Annotated in this window: 19 protein-coding genes; 1 reads left to right on the top strand and 18 read right to left on the bottom strand. The window is 32.4% G+C overall.

Translation table 11 applies throughout. The features are described from left to right. Positions 1-3: 3 nt before the first annotated feature. The 8 genes from O5O44_RS09315 to O5O44_RS09280 form a co-directional block, all read right to left on the bottom strand. Positions 4-2,187 carry a tetratricopeptide repeat protein gene (locus O5O44_RS09315; protein ID WP_289194106.1) on the bottom strand — a complete coding sequence of 728 codons (2,184 nt, stop codon included), beginning with the start codon at positions 2,185-2,187 and terminating at the stop codon, positions 4-6. Positions 2,188-2,380: 193 nt separating this feature from the next. Further along, entirely contained in the window at positions 2,381-4,411 is a 2,031-nt protein-coding gene (locus O5O44_RS09310) for a leucine-rich repeat domain-containing protein (protein ID WP_289194105.1), read from the bottom strand. A 173-nt stretch (positions 4,412-4,584) separates the two neighbouring features. Next, the gene (locus tag O5O44_RS09305; RefSeq protein ID WP_289194104.1) at positions 4,585-5,616 is read right to left on the bottom strand and encodes an agmatine deiminase family protein; all 1,032 of its coding nucleotides are present in this window, start codon (positions 5,614-5,616) and stop codon (positions 4,585-4,587) included. Continuing rightward, entirely contained in the window at positions 5,616-6,497 is an 882-nt protein-coding gene (locus O5O44_RS09300; RefSeq protein WP_289194103.1) for a carbon-nitrogen hydrolase, read from the bottom strand. The genes O5O44_RS09305 and O5O44_RS09300 overlap by 1 nt, the downstream gene beginning before the upstream one ends. A 206-nt stretch (positions 6,498-6,703) precedes the next feature. Continuing rightward, complete coding sequence (locus tag O5O44_RS09295; RefSeq protein ID WP_289194102.1) at positions 6,704-7,507, bottom strand: SDR family NAD(P)-dependent oxidoreductase; 804 nt, start codon at positions 7,505-7,507, stop codon at positions 6,704-6,706. Further along, positions 7,500-8,480: an LLM class oxidoreductase gene (locus tag O5O44_RS09290; protein ID WP_289194101.1), complete on the bottom strand. Its 981-nt coding sequence runs from the start codon at positions 8,478-8,480 to the stop codon at positions 7,500-7,502. The genes O5O44_RS09295 and O5O44_RS09290 overlap by 8 nt, the downstream gene beginning before the upstream one ends. Positions 8,481-8,605: 125 nt before the next feature. Continuing rightward, positions 8,606-9,439 carry a DUF4437 domain-containing protein gene (locus O5O44_RS09285; RefSeq protein ID WP_289194100.1) on the bottom strand — a complete coding sequence of 278 codons (834 nt, stop codon included), beginning with the start codon at positions 9,437-9,439 and terminating at the stop codon, positions 8,606-8,608. Positions 9,440-9,445: 6 nt separating this feature from the next. After that, positions 9,446-10,120 (bottom strand): NAD(P)H-dependent oxidoreductase, encoded by a 675-nt coding sequence (locus O5O44_RS09280; protein WP_289194099.1) that lies wholly within the window; start codon positions 10,118-10,120, stop codon positions 9,446-9,448. A 230-nt stretch (positions 10,121-10,350) separates the two neighbouring features. Between O5O44_RS09280 and O5O44_RS09275 the strand changes: the two genes are divergently transcribed. Next, positions 10,351-10,719 carry a winged helix-turn-helix transcriptional regulator gene (locus O5O44_RS09275; RefSeq protein WP_019388579.1) on the top strand — a complete coding sequence of 123 codons (369 nt, stop codon included), beginning with the start codon at positions 10,351-10,353 and terminating at the stop codon, positions 10,717-10,719. Between the two features lie 132 nt (positions 10,720-10,851). On the opposite strand, the gene O5O44_RS09270 is transcribed toward O5O44_RS09275, so the two are convergent. The 10 genes from O5O44_RS09270 to O5O44_RS09225 form a co-directional block, all read right to left on the bottom strand. Then, positions 10,852-11,454: a dioxygenase family protein gene (locus O5O44_RS09270; protein ID WP_289194098.1), complete on the bottom strand. Its 603-nt coding sequence runs from the start codon at positions 11,452-11,454 to the stop codon at positions 10,852-10,854. Positions 11,455-11,581: 127 nt separating this feature from the next. After that, positions 11,582-12,124, bottom strand: a complete 543-nt coding sequence (locus tag O5O44_RS09265) for a DUF4251 domain-containing protein (RefSeq protein WP_289194097.1) — start codon at positions 12,122-12,124, stop codon at positions 11,582-11,584. 282 nt (positions 12,125-12,406) lie between these two features. Next, positions 12,407-13,714 (bottom strand): MFS transporter, encoded by a 1,308-nt coding sequence (locus O5O44_RS09260; RefSeq protein ID WP_289194096.1) that lies wholly within the window; start codon positions 13,712-13,714, stop codon positions 12,407-12,409. Between the two features lie 24 nt (positions 13,715-13,738). Further along, positions 13,739-14,788, bottom strand: coding sequence for a glycosyltransferase family 9 protein (locus O5O44_RS09255; RefSeq protein WP_289194095.1), 1,050 nt, complete (start codon positions 14,786-14,788; stop codon positions 13,739-13,741). 59 nt (positions 14,789-14,847) lie between these two features. After that, a complete protein-coding gene (locus tag O5O44_RS09250) occupies positions 14,848-15,669 on the bottom strand; it encodes a DMT family transporter (RefSeq protein WP_289194094.1) in 822 nt (273 codons plus the stop codon). 16 nt (positions 15,670-15,685) lie between these two features. Beyond that, on the bottom strand, positions 15,686-16,600 hold the full coding sequence (locus O5O44_RS09245) for an EamA family transporter (RefSeq protein ID WP_289194093.1): 915 nt from the start codon (positions 16,598-16,600) through the stop codon (positions 15,686-15,688). A gap of 43 nt (positions 16,601-16,643) precedes the next feature. Further along, complete coding sequence (locus tag O5O44_RS09240) at positions 16,644-17,096, bottom strand: cold-shock protein (protein WP_289194092.1); 453 nt, start codon at positions 17,094-17,096, stop codon at positions 16,644-16,646. Between the two features lie 328 nt (positions 17,097-17,424). Continuing rightward, positions 17,425-17,940 (bottom strand): hypothetical protein, encoded by a 516-nt coding sequence (locus O5O44_RS09235; RefSeq protein ID WP_289194091.1) that lies wholly within the window; start codon positions 17,938-17,940, stop codon positions 17,425-17,427. A gap of 2 nt (positions 17,941-17,942) precedes the next feature. Next, positions 17,943-18,854 carry a helix-turn-helix domain-containing protein gene (locus O5O44_RS09230; protein WP_289194090.1) on the bottom strand — a complete coding sequence of 304 codons (912 nt, stop codon included), beginning with the start codon at positions 18,852-18,854 and terminating at the stop codon, positions 17,943-17,945. Between the two features lie 3 nt (positions 18,855-18,857). Continuing rightward, on the bottom strand, positions 18,858-19,523 hold the full coding sequence (locus O5O44_RS09225; protein ID WP_289194089.1) for an NAD-dependent epimerase/dehydratase family protein: 666 nt from the start codon (positions 19,521-19,523) through the stop codon (positions 18,858-18,860). Positions 19,524-19,533: the final 10 nt, after the last annotated feature.

Raw genomic sequence — 19,533 nt, 5'->3', positions numbered from 1 at the left:
TACTTAAATTATTTTATGCGGAATTTGAAGCGTTACTATGGTTCCTTGTTCACCATAAACTTGTCGGTCTTCAACCATTACAAAACCTTCCATTTTTAAATCTTTTGAAAGTATTTTTAATCGTTCTGAAGTTATGGTTGTTGCTAAAGACTTTTTGTCTTTGCGTTTATTACCATTTTCATAGTTACATCCAACACCATTATCACTAATTGTGCAAATTAGTTTATCACCTGTAAATGATAAGTGAATATTGATTTTTCTGTTCTTTTTTTGATTGATGAAAGCATGTTCAATGGCGTTTTCAACAAAAGGCTGAATAAGCATGGGTGGGATTTCAAAAGCTTCGGTATTAATGTTTTCGTCTACTAAAACTGAATATTGATAAGCTTCATTTTCTAAATTCTGAAGTGCTAAATAGTTTTCTATGGCCAGTAATTCTTGAGAAAGTAATACGAGTTTGTCTCTTGAGTTTTCTAAGGTTATTCGCATTAATTTTGAAAACTTAGATAGATAACTAATCGATTTTTTATCTTCTTTATTTAATATCATGCCTTGTAAGACCGATAAGGAGTTAAATATAAAATGTGGAGTCATTTGGCTACGTAATAATTTTTGTTCTGTGGTAATATTTTGGGTTCTAGCTTTTGCATTCTTTAATTTTTGATAGAAAATTATTGAACCCAATAACATAGAAATCAGGAGAACCCCAATAATAGCCCATAAATAGTTTCGTTGTGTTTTTACTAAGTCTTTATTGGTTGCTGTAACAGTTTTTGTTAATTGCAACTCTCTTATACTTGCAGAATCTAGTGCTTTTTGATATTTGAATTCATATTCTAATTCTGCCATTTTCTGAATATTTTCAATATTGTACAGGCTATCGTGCAAAATTTTGAATTGTTCGTGGCTAGATAAAGCTTTACTGTACTGACCTGTATTTCTATAAATCTTTGAAAGTAATTGTTCAGCACTTTTTTGATAATTTAAAAGCCCTAATTCATCAGATATTTCTTTACTTTTTAAAACATTAACTAGCGCCCTATTATATTTCTGTTGCTGAACATAACAATCTGCAAGACCTAAATACGAATAACTTAGGCTTTTTTTATTTTTAATTTTTTGATTAATATTTTTTGACTCTGTAAAGTATGTGAAGGCGGCAGTATAGTTTTTAATTTTAAAATGAATGTTTCCAAGGTTATTGAGATAGTCAGCAATATCATTCTCAGCTTTAATTTGCCTACCTATGGTTAAAGCTTCTTCAAAAAGCTTAATAGCAGAATCATAGTCTTTTTTGTATTTATATAAATTACCTATGCTAATTTTTACTTTAGCGATGTTTTTCTTGTTTTTTTTGATCTCTTGGATTGATAGCGCCTTTTTAAAATACTCTAAAGCCTCGTCATCCCGCGACTGACTCCTGAGTATATTTCCCAAACCGGAATATGCCCTAGCTATTCCTATGGAATCATTTATTTTCTCATATATAGATAGTGATTTTTGGTAATTTTCTAATGCACTTGGGTAATTACCCAAATCTTTATATACATTGGCAATGCTGTTCAATACATTTCCTTCAGCTTTTTTATCATTGTTTTCTCTATATAATTTTAAGGTTTCATTATAATTGATGAGCCCTTCTTTGTACTTGCCCATTGCCACATAAACAGTACCTATGTTGTAGGTATTGGTAATTATATTCTTTTTAATCCCCCATTTTTCATCAATTTGCTGTGCTTTTATGTAGTTTATTAAAGTTTTCTCATTATATCCTTGATAATAATAAACAATGCCTAATGCCATGTAACATACACCTATGTCATTCATATAATTAATATCTAAATATATTTGTATAGCACTTTCTAAATGTTGAATAGCCTCGTTATAGTTTGATTGCATTAATTCAGCAACACCTCTCACGTAAAAGCTCCTCGCCTTGCCTTTTTGAAAATTTATAATATTGGTAATACTGTCTGATTCTTTTAAATAATCTAAAGTTTTACTTAAATCTTTTCTACGATAACTGAAGGCTATCTTGTTTAATAGGTTAACTCTTGTGGAATCTATTTCTTTGTGTTTCAGCAACTCCATTTTAAGGCTATCTATGTCTTTAACCTGACCTAAAACAGAAACTGTAATGAACAAGAAAAAGATAAAAATAGAATAAGTAGTTTTGATGATTTTCATATAAATAATGACAGATTCTTAATGTTAAAAAACAACTTATAAAGTTTCTATTAAAATCTACTCGCAAAAAATATTACAAGTATAATCATATAATTAACAACAAACCGCAAGTGTTTTCATTAAAAAACGCTTACGGTTTGTTCAAAAAATAAATGGTTTATATATTTTAATTAAGCAATTGTAAAAGCATTATTTACTTCGCAAACTTTTTTAAAAGTTTACCTTCATCAAAATTTAGTTCTAATATATATATACCATTTGAAAAATTATCAATAGCTATAATACTTTCTTTACCATCTTTTATTTTAGCACCAGTAATTGCGTAAATGTTGTATCTCTTAAGTTTTACATTTCCTGAAGATATAACTCTTAGTTCATCTTTAGTATTAATAACTTTTATATTATTAGTTAACTCAAAATCAGTAACGCCTAATGATGCATCTTCAGTAACGGGATTAAATCCTGTCCATAAAGCACCAGAGTCTGTAACATAAGCTCCCATAGTGCCAGCAGGTATGTGAAGGTGGATATCGCTACGGTCATTATTAAAAGAATCTATAACAACTGGGAAATCAGATGAAGTTGTAATAGTTGGAGGTACATTCGCCAATGAAGTTACATCTGTTAATGGGTTACTAACAAACGCCCTTTCACCAATAAATGTAACATTTTCAGGTATAGTAACAGCTGTTAATTGATTCAACCGAAAAGCTAGAATTCCAATACTTGTAACACTATTTGGGATTGTAACATTAGTTATAACATTTTGTGAAAAAGCGCCAAGTTCAAGTGTTGTAACGCCATCAGGAATAGTAACAGTAGCAAAATTATTACTTCTAAAAGCATTTTCACCAATAACGGTAACAGTGCTTGGTATTGTTATACTAGATAAGCTATTAAAATCAAAAGTTCCTTCAGGTATTGTAGTTAAACTATTTGGAAGAGTAGCATTAGAAATATTATTGTTTGCAAACGCATAAATTCCAATACTTGAAACAGTATCAGGAATATTTATACTTGTTAAATTATTAAAACGAAAAGCATAGCTTCCAATACTTGTAATATTACTTGGAATAGTGACACTAGTTATGTTATTGCTTACAAAAGTACCATCTTCAATAGTAACCATACTAGTTGGGATATTGACACTATTTAGAGCACAATTATTAAATGCATTATGCCCAATACTAGTAATGCCATTATGCAATGGTGCACTTGTTAAATTAGCATTGTTTGCAAAAGCTTGAAATCCAATACTTGTAACACTAGTAGGTATAGTAACACTGGTTAAATTATTCTGAGCAAAAGAATTTACTCCAATTTCTGTAACACTATATGTAGTACAAGCTCTTGTAACTGTTGAAGGTATATTAACAACCGTTCCACCTGCAGTATTGTAGTCTGAGGTTTTTACAGTATTATTTGTAGTTGATGTAACTTGATACGTTATATGATCAACCACAAAATTACTAGAAAATCCTTCAGCAACGCTATTAAAGCCTGTCCATGTTTCAGCAGCATAAGCAGTTGCTGTACCTAATGGTATGGTTAAATTGATATTGCTTCGGCTTCCTCCAAAAGAATCAGTTGTAGAGCCTGAAGCAATTGTGGCAGGTGTGGTGCCTTCTGATATTACACATGTTAAAGGATTATTACTAAACACACTATTCCCAATAGCTGTGATACTACTCGGAATTGTAACAGTACTTAAATTATTATTAGCAAAAGTAGCCAGACCAAGACTTGAAAGGCTATTTGAGATCGTTACACTAGTTAAAGCATTGCTATCAAAAGCACTATCTCCCAAACTAGTTACACTATCTGGTATAATAACACTTGTAATAGAATTGACCCCAAAAGCAGCGTACCCAATACTTGATACACTATTGGGAATTGTAATACTTGTTAAAGCGTTATTTGTAAATGCCGTATCATCTATATTTACTAAACTGTTTGGAAGTGTGACAGACGTTAAATTTTTACTAGCAAAAGTTTGGGTACCTATACTAGTAACGGTATATGTATTACCACTATTTATAACTGAAGCGGGAACATTAACTATAGGTCCACCAGACACAACATACCCTATGGTTTTAACCTCATTAGGTGTAAGTGAAGTAATTTCGAAGGTTATAAAATTATCAAAGAAGGTATCTCCAACGCTTTGCGAATACCCTATTACAGACATAAATAAGGTAAATAAAATAAGTAATGTTTTTTTCATGATTTTGGGTTTATTAGGTTAAATAAAACACCAAAATAGAGACATTAGTTACAGCTGAAAATAGAGAATCTTTTTTTGCTACGTTTCAAGTTATATCCGTTGGGTTTGACTCAAAATGCGTCAATACATAGAAAAAATTAAATCTGAAATATGATTATTTTGAAAGTCAAATATTAATGAGGAATCTGCTGACTCAAACAATGTAAGGTCCCGAAGCCCCAAATAAGATCGATAGCGCTTATGCCTATAACTTCTTTGTCTGGGAAGCATTCAGCTAAAGTATTTAAAGCTATTCTATCAGAAACATCATTAAATGTTGGCACTAAAACAACTTTGTTTGTAATAAGAAAATTGACATAACTTGATGGTAACGTTAAATTGTCGAATACGATGTCTTTTGGCATAGGAACAGTTACAATGTTTAACGCTTTTCCGTTCTCGAGCTTTGCTTGTTGCAAACGCTTTAAATTGTCCTGAAGGGGTTTGTAGTTTTTATGTTTTTTATCGGTTTCAATAATGGTAACCACGGTATCAGCATTTACAAAACGACATAAATCATCAATATGCCCGTGAGTGTCATCGCCAATAATACCATCACCTAACCAAATGGTATTTGTGACTCCTAAATATTCTTTAAAAACAGCCTCATAATCATCTTTTGTGAAAAGAGCATTGCGCACTTGAATTGTTGGATGTAACAGACATTCTTCAGTAGTTATAAGCGTACCTTTACCGTTAACTTCTAAAGCACCACCTTCTAAAACCACTGGTTTGCCTTTATATTGCACTTGGGTTAATGGCACGTTTAAAGTTTTTGCTACAACTTCTGGAGTATTTTTATCGAGTTGGTAATTTTTATATTTAGCCCAAGCGTTGAAATTGAAATTTAGGGCTTCCCTCCTGCTTCCGTTTTTAACGATTATAGGTCCAGAGTCGCGCATCCAACTGCGGTTGGTTTTGTGAATAATAAAACGAACGTTTTGAATATTTACAGTAGCCGTTTTAAGCATATCGCTCACTTTGGCTTGCTGTTTTGAATTGACAACAATTAAAAATACAGTTTCGTAGGTTGCAATTTTTTTTATGAATTCGACAAATGCCCATTGAATAGCCTGAAATTTCCCTGGCCAATCTTTACCGTTATGCGGGAAACATAATAAAATACCTTCTTGTTTTTCCCATTCTGCCGGAAATCGTCTCATCATTAATCGATTGCGCGTTTGGTTAAATCATGAAAAGCATCAATACGTCGGTCTCTGAAAAATGGCCAATTCTGACGTACATTTTCTTGTAAATTTAAATCTACTTCAGCCATTATAATTTCTTCTTTATCATGAGAAGCTTGTGCTAAAATTTCACCTTGAGGACCTGCAATAAATGAAGCGCCCCAGAATTCAATACCAGCCGTATTAGGAACATATTTTTCTAAACCAATGCGGTTTGCTGCAGCGACATAAATGCCATTAGCTACAGCATGACCTTTCATAACATTCATCCATGCGCCATATTGATTTTTACCATATTCTGCTTTTTCAGCTGGATGCCAACCAATTGCCGTAGGGTAAAATAGCACTTCAGATCCTTTTAAAGCAGTAAGTCTTGCAGCTTCAGGATACCATTGATCCCAACAGATTAAAGTACCTATGTTTCCTTTTTTAGTGACGTTGTTTTTAAATCCCAAATCACCAGGCGTGAAATAGAATTTTTCGTAAAAATGCGGATCGTCTGGAATATGCATTTTTCTATACAAACCTGCTTCAGTACCGTCGGTATCGATGATGTAGGCGCTATTATGATAAATACCAGCCATACGTTTTTCAAAGAATGGTACGATAATAACAACTCCAAGTTCTTTAGCTAAGGCACTAAACGCTGTAAATGAAGTACTGTATAAAGGTTCTGCTATTGAAAAATTTTCAACATCTTCGGTTTGGCAGAAATAATGACTGCTATAAAGCTCTGGTAAGCAAATAACTTCTGCGCCTTTTTGGGCAGCTTCACGTACCCAATGCAAACACTTTTTTAGGTTGTTTGCCGCAATATCATTAAGATTGAGCTGAATTACAGCGATATTATATTTTCTCATTGTTTTATTAAAAAATGCGCGATAAAAGTACTAAATAAATTAAAACACAAAGGATTCCTTAATTAAATAATCATTGAATACTTTTTTTAGATTTTTTAAAATTAAAAAGAGGTTGACTAGTTGTATTCAACCTCTTAATTTGAGTAAAGAAACGTAGTTATTTCTTAAACTTTAAAATTCTATCATTTTTGAAAATTTAATTTGAATTAATGGTCTGATAAAATCAATTTTGTAGATTCCAAAAGGTTTTCAATTTTTAGTTGATCATAAGCATCTGGATGTGCATTTCTGTAAATACCTTTATCATTGTCAAAATAATGCCCAGATTTATCGACATGACTTGAATGCATCGCTAATGCATATAAAATCTCGACACCTTTTTCTGCAGGGGACCAATGCTGTCCATAAGCTTCGTTAGCCATTTTAGTATTTAATAACGATCCTGGATTTACAGCTATTATGGTAATATTTGGCTCTTGTTTTGCTAAATCGAAACTCCACATGGTTAATGCTAATTTACTTTGTGCATAAGCTTCGCTAGAGTTAACCGCAGTTGCACCGATTAAAACACCTTTTTTAACTGCAGACTGTGCAGCAGAACTCAAATTAATAATTCTAGGAGATTCTGTGTTTTTTAAATTTGAAAGTAGTGCATTAGTTAATATAAACGGGGCCAAATAATTCACTGCTATTCTATAATCCAATTTGTTTTTTGCAAAAGTGTCTTTGGTTTTGAATATTCCTGCATTATTGATTAAAATATCTAATTTAGGAATGTCGTTTTTTACACGTTCGGCCATTATTTTAACAGCGTTTAAATCTGAAAAATCCGCAACATATCCTTTTATATTTGGGTTTTTTGAAACTTCTTTAAACTCTGAAACAACAGCGTTTAGTTTTGCTTCATTTCTTCCATGTAAATACATAAAATGGCCTTCTTTAGCCAGTTTTAAAGCGGTTAAATTGCCTATACCATCTGTACTTCCTGTAATTAAAATATGTTTATGCATGGTGTTTTATATTTTGTGTATTATTATGAAATTCTGGCAAAACATGTTTTGCAATAAGTTCTAAAGAATCATTTATATCCTTTGAATTAAATCGAAGGTTTAAAGCTAAATGATTCACCCCTATGCTTCTTAATTTATCTAAATAATCAGCTAGATAATTAATGCCTAATCTAAATCCTAATTGAATGGGTTGTGGCTTTGCATTTGGGTCTTCCGTTAAATCTATATACATAGGTTGCATAAAAGGCTTGTTATATTTCGAGGATTCTGCCACTAATTCTCTGTATTGCCTAATGGTGTTATTTTGGTTGTATAAATCTCTAGGATAATTCATCCAACCATCCGCATGTAGTGCATTCCATTCTAAACTTTGCCTGCTACTTCCTGTCATAAGCATCGGAATTTTGCCTGAAGTTGGTTTTGGCAACATATCAATATTACCTTGTAATCTTCCAAAGTTTTTAGTTTCAAACGTTGGGAAATTATTTTGAGCATTTCTAATATAATTGAATGACTCTCTAAACAATTCACTTCGGTTTTCATAATCAATTCCCATGGCTGGATATTCATCAAATCTATCTCCAGATGCCACACCTAAAAGCAATCTTCCACCAGATAATTGGTCGATACTTGTAGCTGCTTTAGCAACGTTTAAAGGATGGTGTAAAGGTAACGCAATACTAGAAACACCTAAAGCTATTTCTGAAGTTTGACCAGCCAAAAAGCCTAAATATGTAAACGGATCGAAAGTCTGACCAGCATCACCAAAATTTGGTACATTAAACGGAATGTCTCGAATCCATATCGATTTAAAACCTAAATTTTCAACTTGTTGTACACGTTTTACATGATCTTGCATTGTTGGTATAGGGCCAGTTGCGTACCTTTCAATGGGCACTACCACCCCAACGCTTAATTCGTTTGGTTTAAAAACAGAATTGTATGCTTTATTTATATTTTCGAATGGTTTCATACTTATAATTCTTTTAATTGAAGAAGCTACTCTTTGAACAATTTACGTTCGGGAGCTTTTTCTGCTATAAATCAATCAATCAAAATAAACTTTAAAACAATTGCGTTTAAAGTATTTTACACTATTTATTTTACTTTAAAATCGCCATTAGAACGAATGTAAATAATCGTATCGATAGTTGTATTTAGGTGTATTGAAGCATTTTCTTTTAACCCAAAATATGAACCTGGTTCTAATTGGTGTTTTATGCCTGTTTTAGAAAATTGATGTGTTACACCACCAGATATAACCACAACTCTAAAATTTGTACTTAAATTTTTTAATTCACCTTTAAAATTAGCAGGTAGTTTTAAAAGTGATGCGCGTAATTGTCCGTCTTCAAGTGTTCCCCATAAAAATGCAGTTTCTACATTACTATTACTCGAAACCCAACTAATATCTTCAGGGTTTAACCAAACCAAATTCGAAGTGTCCAAATTCAATGGGCGTTCCTCACTATCAAAAGCATCTGTGGTTGGCTTTACCAAATACGGGCCTTTTTGAATTTCTATATAGGCTAAATTATCTTCTCCTAAAGCCGCAGTGATGTGCACCTCGCCTGCTGGTTGTTGCCAAAAAGAACCTGTGGGTAACCATTGTTTTTTTGCATTTTCATCGTCGTTATGCAACAAACCTTTTATAACTACACCTCGATAGGTTACATTATGAATATGTGGTGGTGAGGAAAATCCTTTTTTAAATTTTACTAAAAACCCTGAAGCTAAAGTATCCGTTCGGTCTCCCCAAAGTTGTCCAGCCGCAGGACTTTTATCACCACGCAAGGGATTTAACCAACCCCATTTCACATCGCTTGCAACTACCACTTCATTTTTAGAAATAGTATTGTCCGTTGTAAGTGTTTGTGCAATGACAAACTCGTTAAATACAATTACAACAAGAAATAATACTAGCTTTTTCATATTAATTTATTTCCAGGTGACAATCTCTTCAAAAGCTCTTCTAGATTTCGGGAATTCTGGATCTGCTTTTCTGTAACCAAAAGCCACCATAAATGACAATCCGTATTTATCAGTATCTACTCCAAATTTTTCTCTAAGCAAAGCTTCTGCTTGTTCTTGATGAAATCCTTCAATCGGGCAAGAATCAATACCTGCCAAGGCTGCTGAAGTCATCATATTACCTAAGGCAATGTAAGTTTGTTTAGATGACCAATCGAATAATTTTTTGTCTGTATCTAAATTAAAATCGCGCTCTTGAAACTCTCTATAAAATTTAGAGTACATTTCAATTACATCTGAAGGCATTTGCTTTACATCTTTCAACATATGCTCTATGTATTTAGCATCATGTTTTACCATAGGCGCTTTCATACTTAAACCTAACACAAAATGACTTGCGGTATCGAGTTTCAAAGGTGCGCCCCAAGCTACTGGTTTTAATAATTCGCGTAGTTCTTGATCTTGAACAATTACAAAATGCCAAGGTTCAAAACCAAAAGAACTTGGTGAAAGATTTGCTGTTTTTAGGATGAAATTAATATCGTCTTCCGTTAATTTTTTAGTCGCATCAAACTCTTTAGTTGCATGTCTAAAATTAAATGCTTCAATAATGTCCTCTCTTGAGATGGTTTCGGTATTCATATTTTAATTTTTTATTATTATTAATTCTACTATCAAAAGTATAGTGCAAAAGTAAAGGTAGTTTATGAATCTCACAATAACGGTCAAATATGATAGTATGTAATTTTGATAAAAATTTTCTTTTATTATATTGATTATCAGTATAATAAAAAATAGTAAATATACTATAAAAAGTATAGTTGTATAATAAATGATAGTGTTGTACCTTTGCATGGTATTATAAATGAATTATGGAAATTGAACATAAAAAGCGATTAATAAAGTATAACGACAAAATGTTTTCTTGCACTACGAGTATTGCCATGGAACTCATTGGTGGAAAATGGAAAAGTGTAATTCTTATATACCTTGTTGACGGCAAAAAAAGATATAATGAATTGTATAAATTAATTTCAACCATTACCGAACGTACTTTAAGTTTACAACTAAAGCAATTGGAAAGTGATGGATTAATTACAAGGAAGGTTTACACCAAAAAACCACCTTTAAAAGTAGAATATGCCTTAACGCCTTTTGGTGAAAGTTTAGCGCCTGTATTGATGGCAATTGCTAATTGGGGGAAAATTGTTGCTGAAGAAAAAGGTGAAATTATAGAATAGTTAGTTTAACTTTTTAATCGCAATTCGATATCTGACCATATTGTTCTTGATATACCAGGCGTTGCCTTTACTTATTAAAAAAAAGACATGCTTAAAAATAAACATGTCTCATTTATATAATTTTTTATGTGTTTAAAACGAAGGTTCTCCTTCTTGACCCAATACAATATCTCTTGTGGCTTCAAATAAGCCTTCTTTTTTGTTCAGTTTAAGAATTCGGTTAGGATTTGTTTCCTCAACTTTGGTTCTACATTTTCCAGTTAATAACGGATCGTCATCAAACAGAAAGGTTTCAATTTTATATTCAGGTTTATTAGGCTCTTTAACAATAGGTAATATTTGTTTTAGCTCGTTACTGTAAATATAATTCCCTGGAATAAAAGTGTAAAAGGTGTATTTGCCATCAGCATCTGTTTTTACCCAGCCTCTGTGGTGTACGTAGCGTTTTTTATTTTGTCTTTTTAATTCGAAATTTCCATTTTCATCGGTATGATGAATGAATAAAAGCACATTTTTTGCAGGTGTTACGCCATCACTTTCATAAATCGTACCTGTAATTTTTAACTTCTGAGATTTAGCTTCAAAATCTGGAATGGTATCTACATTGTTCAGCTTTTTTTCTGAATAATCGTAAATCGGACTTCGCTTTTTGAAATTTTCTGGAAGATTAGCGGTTTCTTGCGCTTGCAGTAGGCTAAAAGCGGCAAAAGTAAGTAGTGTTATTAATTTTTTCATTTGGGGAAATTTTTAATCTCCTCAAAACTAAATGACTACAGGTGGTTTTAAACAAAAAACTCGATTGAACTATAAAATTTTACGATGAATAGATGAAACGCATGCATTTTTAACACCGAATGAGCTTTTATGGGTTTATGGCTTCTACGCGGCCAGAATAAGCAATTGGAAACCTGGATGAACTCTGTATGCGCAAAGCACTTTTTAAATTTGGGAATATCAGAATGATCACATTAAAGCGCTCCGTTTTACTTTTAGCATCGAATTTAACGATGTAATTATTTCGCTTTCCTTTTGAGACTTCATAGTTTTCAATTAAACCTTGCAACTCAATAGCACCAGAATCACCATAAGCGGCACCCATTTGGCGCTCTCCAAAATAAGGCAAATACGATGTGACACTGTCATTTTTAATAGTTAAATGATTGGGGTTTCCTATTAAACTAATAGCATTTGGGGAGCTACCACGTTGCATGAGCCCAGAGTTTAAAACCTGTTGCATGGCATAGGTAACTTGCGGATTTGCCCAATCGGACTCTATTGTATAATGTTTACTTTCAATTAAAGTTTCTAAGGCGTTTATTTCGGCATCTGTGAATTTAGATTTTGATGATTTACATGAAAATGCCAAAACAAGAAAAGCACAAATAACCAACCAATAATTTTTCATAGCTCAAGGAATAAAGATTCCTTCTAAATTATAAAAATTTAAGATAATTGTAACTTAAAAACCTGTTAAAATACAGCGTGTTAGCCTTTTAAATGAAATTTACTATAATAAGATTTAGGAGTATCTAATTTTTCGTGACTTATTTGTAATTAATTAAACAGCTACTGCAAGTATTTATGAATGTAACATAGAAATAATAGTGTTTTAAATAATTGTTAGGTTTAGGTAAAAAGCTAAAATCAATGGGTTTAGATATGTGAATTTATACAAATTCTTAAAAGATTAAGAATGTTGTGGATTTTTAACTTTTAAAGCAGCGATAATTAAAAATATAAGAAACCCTAAAGTAATATAAGTTATATAACTATAAGAGCCAAAAGTAGTAAAACAATAGCTAAACAAACTAGGTGCAATAGCACTAGCTATAACTATAAAACTCATTACTTTACCTGTGATGGAACCTAAATATTTTCTTCCATAATATCGAGGCCATGTTACCGCATTTACAACAGCAAACAAACCACTAAGTAAACCTAATCCTATTATTAAAAGGTAAATCCCAATAGTATGCGACAAAAACAACAACCCAAATGAGGCCAAAATCCCACTAATAATCATAATGTAAATGTATATTTTGTGTTGAATATAGTCGCTTAAAACATTACATAATGTAGATACTGCAATCGCTATAATAGATATGGGTAAAAACACTGCAATAGCTTGCGATTTGGTGTAATCCTGACTAGCAAAAATAGAAACCACATGAAATGTAAAACCTGTTATAAAAAAACTATTAAATGCTAAAATAAATCCTATCATCCAAAAAGCTCGGGTTTGTTTTGCTTCTTGTAGAGTAAAACTTGTTTCTTCTTTTTTAACCTCAAAGATTTTGATTTTATCATCAAAACCATCAGGCTTCAAATTAAAATCTTCTGGCTTATTTCTATAAAACTGCAGGATACAAAAACTAAAAATAAACAAACAAATGGCTATAATTTGCCAGCTAATTTCCCACCCATGATTGTCTATAAGTTTATTTATAAAAATTGGTGAACTAGAAAACCCTAGCGATACACCTATACTACTTATGGAGTTTACTTTACCTCTATTTTTATCAAACCAAATCATTATCATATTACGTGATGACATGGTCAGCACACCTTGACCGCAGAACCTAATGAAAAAAAATAATATGGAGATAAGTGCAAAGGGCACTACCCAAGAATCCATTTGTAAAAATTGTTTTATATTATTGCTAATAGTAACTGCAATTGAAAATAAAAGTAACGATATCCCTAAAAAAATGGCAGCGAAAAAGGCAACAAATCTGGCGCCGTATCTATCAAATAATACCCCTGCTCTGGTAACGAAAAAAGCACTTAATAACGTGCCAATCATATACGCATTGCTAAATTGATTTCTTGTTAAACCTAGTGCATCTTTAACAGGATCTGTAAAAACCGACACTCCAACGGTTTGACCTGGTATACTTGCTAAAACGCCTATACTTCCAACAACCAGCACAACATAACCATAGAAAAAAGGAAATTTATTTGGATTAATAAACGAATACTGGTTATGTTTTGACATGAATTAAATTAACTATAAGAGGTCTTAATTAAGAATGTTACCAATAGCCTTAAACCAATCATCAATGTTGGTTTCATTCGTATTAAGCGCTACACTATCATTACCATAAGAACCATAGATTTTGGTATTGGTTCTGGAGAAAAATCCAACCACGGGGACTAAAGAGGCGCTGGCTAAATGCATCACGCCGTTATCGGCAGAAATAAAAATACTGGTATTTCTAATAATGGCACCCATTTCGCGAATATCCTGACTGTAAAAATGTGGCGCTTTAAAATTTATCTTCGAAATGTTTTCTATTGGTAACATTTCTATGATGTTATAATCCGGATATTCTTTTAATAATCGAGAATATACATTCTCCCACCATGCTTCAGAATAACATTTGTTTCCCGTTGCATTGGTGTAAATACAGATGGTTTTCTTACCGTTATTCTTAATAATATCGTTTAGTATGGTTTTGCCATTCGCAATTTCTTCATCGCTCAATTTTATATCTAAAACAGGCATTTCAGCTTCTGGTTTATCTAAACCTAGTTTGGTTAAATAAAATCTTAAGTTGTAAACGGGATATTTAGAAATATGCTCGTGGTCTGCATAAGTTTCTTTAATGCTTTCATCAATATCGCCAAAAACTTTAATTTTTGCCTTAGCTAGTTGGGTTAGTAATTTCCCTGAAGACGAATTCCTATCGGCATTAATAACCAAATCGTAAGATTGCTTTTTAATAGACAACCAGCTTTTAGCATACTTAAAAACATTATCAAAAGGCTTTCGAGGTAATTTTATGATGTTATTGATTTGCGTGTAATTTTCAAACACCGGATGCGCAACTCCGCCTTTTACAAATAAATCGATAGTACAGCCTTCAAAAGTGTTAATTACTTCTTGAACCAATGGTGTTAATAACAACTGATTTCCTAAACGATGATTAGGCCTAATGATAAGTACCGATTTAATTTCTGAAACAGCTATATCACCCTTTTTTGGTTCAGAATAAGAACTTCCAATGTTTTTGGTAATGCTTCGCATAATGCTTCGCCTTACTTTATTTACGCGGGTTTTAAATTTCATTAAGCAGCTGTTTAAATTTTAATCGGTGCAAAATTACAAAATAAGATAGCATAATTAAACTATGATTTACTTGGTTTTCCTTTATACACGGCATTAAGTACCAAACCTGAAATTATTAAGGCAATAGCTAAAAGACTGTATAGAGTATATACTTCGCTAAACAGTATCACACCTAATAAAAGCGTAAAAATCACTTCTAGATATTTTAATGGTGCTACTTGGTTGGTTGCTGCAATTTGAAAAGCCTTCGTCATGTAAACCTGTCCGAAATACCCAAAAAGACCTAAACCAATAAGCATCAACCATTCAATTCCCACCGGGTTTATCCAATTGTTTATTGAAAACGCGAGACCTACAATGGTAGATATCACCATAAAATAATTCACCACCACAACTGGATGATCGCCTTTCCCTATTTTACTAATTACAATGTAAACTAAGCCACTAAAAATAGCCGACACAATGATTAATAGTAATCCGTAGCTATCTAATTCGGTATCAAAACCTTTCAAAATTAAAACCCCGGCAAATGCCATAAAGAAGAATATCCATTGCATTGGTTTTATCCGTTCTTTTAAAAAGTAAATCGCAAATACGGCCGCAAAAATAGGCGCCATATAACGTAAAGATACCGCGGTGCCTATAGGTAAATATTTGGTAGACATAAAAAACAGACTCATAGAAATAACACCAACAATACCTCTTAAAACTAAAAGTTTACGGTTATTACCAAGAATAGGAATCTTATTTTTTATTAAAAAACCAAAGGTAAAAAACAATGAACTTACCGATCTGAAAAATACAATTTGGAAGGCGCCAATATCGGTTAAATGTTTCACAATGGCATTCATACAAGCAAAGGCCAAGGTGCTAATTATCATGAATTTTATAGCTTGTTTAACGTCCAATATATCGTGGTTTAAATTTGCGTTTCGTATTAATAAAATAAACGCCAGTTAGTAAAATAACAGCTGCAATTATCGATTGCATAGTAATGACTTCGTTGAGTATCCACCAACCTAAAATTAAAGCTATAATCGGGTTTACATAGGTTGAGGTGGCTACTTTATCTGGAGATACTTCTTTTAGCAAATAATTAAAAGCTGTAAAGGCTATAATACTTCCAAATAAAATAAGCCCAAACATAGACCACTGCACATCGGCTTGCCAATCTTGAGGCATAGACCAAGGCTCATTCAGCACCAAACTGGTTAATCCCAATAAAATGCCTCCAGTAAGCATCTGGTAGCCTGTGTTTACAAAATGGTTTTTAGGTAATTCGGCATTGCCAACAAATAAGCTGGCATAAGCCCAACATAGCATACAGGCAAAAATTAAAACCATACCTAAAACTTGACCTTCTTTAGTAATTAATTCTTTTTGGCTTACCAGTAAAAATATCCCAATAAAACCCAGAACCACACCAATGTAAGACATCAGTTGAATGCGTTTCCCTTGTAAAACCCGCATCATAATAAGTACCACAAGAGGTTGTGCCGATATTTCTAACGCCGCAAAGCCACTATCAATATACTTTAATGCTAAAACCGCAAGCCCGTTACCTAAGGTTAAAAACAACAAGCCTGCAATGGTGGTATTTAAAAGTTGTTTTTTCGAAATAGCAAGACTAATCCCTAAAACCTTGGCAATAATAAAAATAATGATACTGGCTGTAAGAAACCGTATAGACGCTAAAAAGAATGGTGGTAATTGCGAAACCGCAATTTTATTAAGTAAGTAAGTAGAACCCCAAATAACATAAATAGCAAAAAAGGCTAAAATGATAAGAATCGTTTTTCGCGATGCACTCATACTGGCCTTTCTTGTTAAAAGTTATTAAGTATTTAAAAAGTAATTAGATTTTCTTAACCCTAACGGCATTCATGCCCTTTTGTCCACGCTCTAATTCGTAAGTTACCTTATCGTTTTCCTCAATAGGCTCAAGCGTACCGCTTACATGCACAAAATATTTCTCTTGGTTAATGCTGTCTATAATAAAACCAAAACCTTTAGAGTGGTCAAAGAAAGACACTTTACCCTCTTTTGCGGCAGGTTCTTCCTCTTCTCTATCCTCTTTTTTAGGAATTCCAAGTTCTATACTTTCAGCTTCAATTTTTTCTCGCAATGCAGGATCTGGTGGCGTATCGGTTAAATTTCCATTAAAATCAACATAAGCAAACTGGATGCCCTGTGGGTTTTCCTTAGCTTCAGCTCTTCTAGCTTCTTTCTTTTTTTGCTTTTCCTCTCTCTTCTTTAAACGTTTTTTCTCTTTTTCAATTTTGTTAAATGTAACTTGCGATTTTGCCATAGTTTAATACTCCTACTCGGTTTTAAAATTTATAAGTTGTAAAGATACGCTTAAAATTCCTGATGCTATAATATTCAGCCCATTAATAGTTTATTCACTTAATAATCAGTTATACCGTATCGTTAAGTGTTTTTTAGGTCGCCTGTCTGCCGGCAGGCAGGTTACCGCAAGGGTCGGGCTTTCACTACTCGCTTCCTCCTGCGTCGGTGAGCTCAAACAAGCCGTTCAATCCCTAACGCGGATGCCAGATGTATTTTTTAAGAATTATAAATTATTGACACAAGTTATCACTCAAACCGCTATAACTTACAAATAATGTTAATTGTAACTATTTTTTGGTTTCATTTTCTATATCAATCATCTGCAATTCTTTATGGTATTTTTCCATTCTTGCATATGCTGTTCCGTCAATTAATAAGATTACAATTAACATGGCAATTGTTGTAATGCTAATGGCTCTCCATGTTATTGAATTAAAAAATAGAATGAGTAAAGCTGCTACAATAATTAAAATAGGAATAACCTTAAATACAACGGTGTATTCCTTTAAAGTGCTTTCTGTACGTTCAATTTCAGACTGGTAAAAAGCAGGTACATCAGTATTATAGTCTTTTTCAAATTGTTTCACTCTTTGAATATTCGTGTAGTTTAAACCGCTACCAATAATTAAAAGTAATATACCAGCCACCAATGTAGGTATGATGTATGCTTTTGCTAAATCCGTTTTTCCTAACTGCCAAAATCCAATGCTAGCGATTATAAATATAATGGCAAAAAGGATAAAAAAACGTGTTGAGAAGACTTCCGCTTTTGCCCATTCTGTGGCTAATTTCAATAGTTCCATAGTTAATTTAATTTATATTTTTCTCTGTATTCGGTTGGGCTTATACCTGCTTTCTTTTTAAATAATCTCGAAAAATATTGTGGATATTCAAACCCTAATTCATAAGCCACTTCAGATATGCTCTTATTTGGTTGTAATAATATATTTTTTGCTTCATCAACTAAAAGCAATTGTAAATGCTCTGATGTGGTTTTACCAGTTTCTTTTTTCAAAGTATCACTTAAGTAACGTTTAGAAATAGACATGTTATCAGCGATTTTTTCAATACTCGGAATGCCTTTTTCTTGCAATTGTCCCGATTCAAAGTACTCTGTTATATACCCATTAAATTGCTCTAACAAGTCGTTAGATAGTTCTTTCCTATTTAAAAACTGTCTTTCGTAAAACCGATTGGCATATTTCAGCAAGGTATCCAATTGAGAAATGATAATATCCTTACTAAATTCATCTTGGTTATTCTGATATTCGATTTCAATATTTTCTACAATAGACTCCATTTGCTTCTCTTCTTTAGGCGAAAGATGTAACGCCTCATTTACAGAATATGAAAAGAAACCGTATTTCTTTATTTGTTGGGCTAATGCTGTTCCTTTTAGGAAATCTTCATGAAAGTTTATTGAGAATCCTTTTTGTTCAAAAACGATACTACTGTCCCATTGTAACACTTGTTTTGGAGCAATAAAAATCAAAGCACCATTGGTAAAATCATATTTTGTACGTCCGTAGTTTAAATTTCCCTTTACATATTTTTTAAAACTAATGGAATAACAATCATTTGTAATTGGTGGTGAACTTTCTCTTGGACATGGCAAAAAGCCATCTTCTTTTGAGTTGAAAATGCTTAACATAGGATGCTCTGGTCGAGGTAGCCCTAAATAATCTAAATATGATGATAATGTTTTAAAATGTTGCATATTTTAATCGTTTATAACAGTTTGGTTAATGTCACTTCCAGACAAAATTTTCATTTGTTGCTGATTATTGATTAATTCTATCATGGCTTTTCCCAATTTTTCTGTTGTTGTTACTGACTTCATTTTTTGTAATAAAGGAAATATTGGACGCGTAATCAGATAGAAAACATTGTACAATTTAGTTTTAGATGTAATGCCGCGTTTTGGTAAAATAACTCCTGGCCTGAACATGTAAGCATCTTTAAAACCTTTATTTAAAATTAAATTTTCTGTTTTACCTTTTACTCTTGCCCACATAGATTTACCTTTTTCAGTGCTGTCCGTTCCTTCCCCTGAAACATAAATAAAAATTGAATTAGGGTTGGTATTGTAAACGGCATTAACTAAAGCTTCCGTAATGGTATAAGTAAATTTATAATATTGTTCTTCTGTTATTCCTACTGAAGAAACTCCCATACAGTGAAAACAAGCGTTATACTCTTTAAATTCCTGTTGAACTGAGCTAAAATCTGTAAAGTCTTGATGAATAATTTCTTTTATTTTCGGATGCTTAAGGTCAATATCAGATCTATTAATAAGAAGAATTTGTTCAATTCTATCATCATCTAAACATTCTAATAAAACACCTTTGCCTACCATTCCGGTGGCACCTGTTATGATTACTTTCATTTAATTTGTT

Source organism: Algibacter luteus, from assembly GCF_030344935.1.
Lineage (GTDB): Bacteria > Bacteroidota > Bacteroidia > Flavobacteriales > Flavobacteriaceae > Arenitalea > Arenitalea lutea.
This window is presented reverse-complemented; position numbering and strand designations above follow the sequence as displayed.